We start from the raw sequence: 2,825 nt of genomic DNA on the forward strand, positions 1-2,825 counted from the left end.
CCATCAGCCAAATGAGCGATGATCCCCTCATCAGCCTGCCAGCTGTGGCACGCTGATCATCCCGGCCCCTTGCCGGAGAGCGCGGCGACCAAACCGTCAGCTACACCACTCCCTGGGACACGATCCGCTCACTTGAGTTCGAGCGCCGGAATACGGGGGACTGGCCGACTGCTTGCACCTCGTGAAAGGTAGCTGTGCCCCGCTCTTGAGGTCGTCCCCACGAGTGTAGTTTGCGGTACAGCATGCGCCATGTGACGTTGTAGACCGGGCCGGAGCGTCGTCGCCTTGGCTGAAGAGGATCGTAATTGCTCGCGCCTTGAACAAAAATCCCTGAATCTATGGGGATATCCATGTAGTGATTTGCAGCGTCTGACGAAAGAAGCCACCTTCTAGCAGGCCTCTCTGATTGGGGTCGGTGAGGTCAAGCTTTTCCCGTCTCTTTCCGGATCATGTCGCCCCGCGGGTCACTCGCTTCTCTGCGGTCGGCGCGGAGCCGCCGCATGATGGGGGCAGGGAGAGCGACTGTCTTGGCAGTCAAGTTGTTTGCCATGGTTTTTGGTCCCGGATGATGGCGTAGAGGATGGTGAGGAGCTTTCGCATTGTGGCGACGATGGCGGCCCTCTTTGGCTTGCCGGCCGCGATGAGACGATCGCGGAAGGCCTTGAGCACGGGGTTATGCCTGATGGCGACGAGAGCAGCCATGAAGAGGACGGCGCGCGCACGGCTCTGCCGCCGCCGATGAAGCTCTTGCCGCGCCATGTGCCGGACTGCCTTGTCCTCGGCTCGCACAAAGGCAAGGCGGTGCGCCGCGCAATACGCGCCGCCGGCGCCAGGCTCTTCTTCCTGCCGAAATACTCGCCCGATCTTAATCCGATCGAACAGCTCTTTTCAAAACTCAAGCACTGGCTGAAAAAGGCCGCAAGCCGCACCGTCCAAACCGTCTGCGACGCGATCGGCCAAACCCTCAACCGCATCACACCGACAGAATGCTCACACTACTTCGAAAACTCCGGATATGACGGAAACTAATCTCATCCCGCTCTAGTACTACCGTTGCGGATCATTCAATTTTCTGATTCATTTCGGCAGGTTATGGAGGGAACCATGTCTGTCGCTTCGTGGTCAGGGTCGTTGTTGGCTTGGGAGCAGGAACTCACAGCGCTGAAGGCACGGATTGGACGAGTGCTTCCTCGGCGGAGCTGCGGGAGACTGGCGCAGATTTCCTGGACGGACTTCTTTCCGGCATTGAGCGCAAGACAGGCTGGCTGATGGCTGAGCAGTCCAGAGCGGAGCGGCCCTATCGGATGCAGTCGCTGTTGGGGCGCAGCCACTGGGACGCTGATCGGTTCCGAGACGAGGTTCGCGATTATGTGGTGGAGGCGCTGGGCGATGAGGATGGCGTCCTTATCGTCGACGAGACGGGATTTGTGAAGAAGGGCGATCGTTCCGCCGGTGTGGCGCGTCAGTACTCGGGAACGGCAGGGCGGATCGAGAACAGCCAGGTCGGCGTGTTCTTGGCTTACGCGAGCCGCTACGGCCAAGCGCTGGTCGATCGTCGCCTTTATCTGCCGGAGAGCTGGACAAAGGATCGGGCGCGATGTGCCACGGCGTCGATCCCAGAGACGATCGAGTTTGCGACCAAACCAAAGATGGCGCGCGCCATGATCGAGGCGGCGCTCGATGCAGGCGTCCCGTGCGCTTACGTTCTGGGCGACGCTGTCTACGGGGCGGACAGTAGCCTTCGCCGGATGTTGGAAGCTCGCGAGCAGCCCTATGTCTTGGCGGTTCGAGGCGCTCACTTCCTGCGTCGTGGAGGGGATCGTCGGTTGGAGGAAACCTCGCCCGAGGAATTGGCCAACGAGCTCGCGCCCGAGGACTGGGTCTGTCATGCGGCAGGTGAAGGCGCCAAAGGGCCTCGGCTCTACGACTGGGCACGCATCCGCCGTCCTTGGACGTCGAAAGGGGGCTTCGAGCATTGGCTTCTCGTCCGCCGCAAGCGATCTCCATCCGGAGAAAAAGCCTACTACCTGGTCTTCGCGCCGCCCGGATCCTCCTTGGCCGAATTGGCGGCAGTGGCCGGTCTACGCTGGGCAGTCGAGGAGTGCTTTGAGCACGCCAAGGATGATCTCGGACTTGATCATTGCGAGGTTCGGTCCTGGCACGGATGGCATCGCCACATGAGCCTGTGCATGGCCGCCCTGGCGTTCCTCTCCAAGCTATCGGCTGATCTTCGCCGCAGCGCATGGAGCAAACCGAACGAAACGAGTCCAAAGGAGCCAATTGCCGCCTGATCCGGATGGCTGCGCTCGTCCCGAGCGTCCCCGAGATCCGCTATCTCCTCGCCCGGATCTTCATCTTCCCACCAACACAAAAGCCCTTCATCATCGCCTGGTCGCTATGGCGACGACGACATCAGGCTGCGGCGACCATCTGCCACTACAAACGGCGCCCACATCCGCAACTGTAGTACTAGGGCGATGGATCTGTGCAAGCCTGGGGCCCCAAGGCGGGGCATGAAAGCCACAGCCGCGGTATGAGTTGAGGATGCCAATCGCATCATCGATCATCGCGTCCAATGCCCTTGCGGCCGCGCCGGACGGGGTCGAGAGGAAATGCTGGCCCACAATGACCTCATCGAAGGAATATCGGGCCAAGCTACGCAGTGACCGATAATCCGTTCATCTGGCCGCTGCCAGCCGCGGCGCGCTGATCAGGCCTGCCACGGCGGAGCTGAAACAGCACGGCGGCTCGCTCAGCTCGCACGTTGCAGCAGCGGCGCGTAATCGCAGGTTACGCACCAGCGCCACTCTTATATCGTTGTTTAG

General features: G+C 61.1%; 3 pseudogenes. 2 read left to right on the forward strand and 1 reads right to left on the reverse strand.

Going from position 1 to position 2,825, the window contains the following annotated elements:
• Nucleotides 1-534 precede the first annotated feature (534 nt).
• Nucleotides 535-782: pseudogene (locus O7A61_RS31790) on the reverse strand (transposase); the annotation flags it as partial.
• On the opposite strand from O7A61_RS31790, the pseudogene O7A61_RS31795 reads away from it, so the two are divergent.
• Both O7A61_RS31795 and O7A61_RS31800 read left to right on the forward strand, forming a co-directional pair.
• A pseudogene (locus O7A61_RS31795) lies at nt 778-1,029 on the forward strand (transposase); the annotation flags it as partial. The pseudogenes O7A61_RS31790 and O7A61_RS31795 sit on opposite strands and share 5 nt — an antisense overlap.
• A 75-nt stretch (nt 1,030-1,104) precedes the next feature.
• A pseudogene (locus tag O7A61_RS31800) lies at nt 1,105-2,291 on the forward strand (IS701 family transposase).
• Nucleotides 2,292-2,825 lie beyond the last annotated feature (534 nt).

Origin of the sequence: Mesorhizobium sp. Cs1321R2N1, from assembly GCF_037179725.1 — a bacterium.
Taxonomy (GTDB): Bacteria; Pseudomonadota; Alphaproteobacteria; order Rhizobiales; family Rhizobiaceae; genus Mesorhizobium; species Mesorhizobium salmacidum.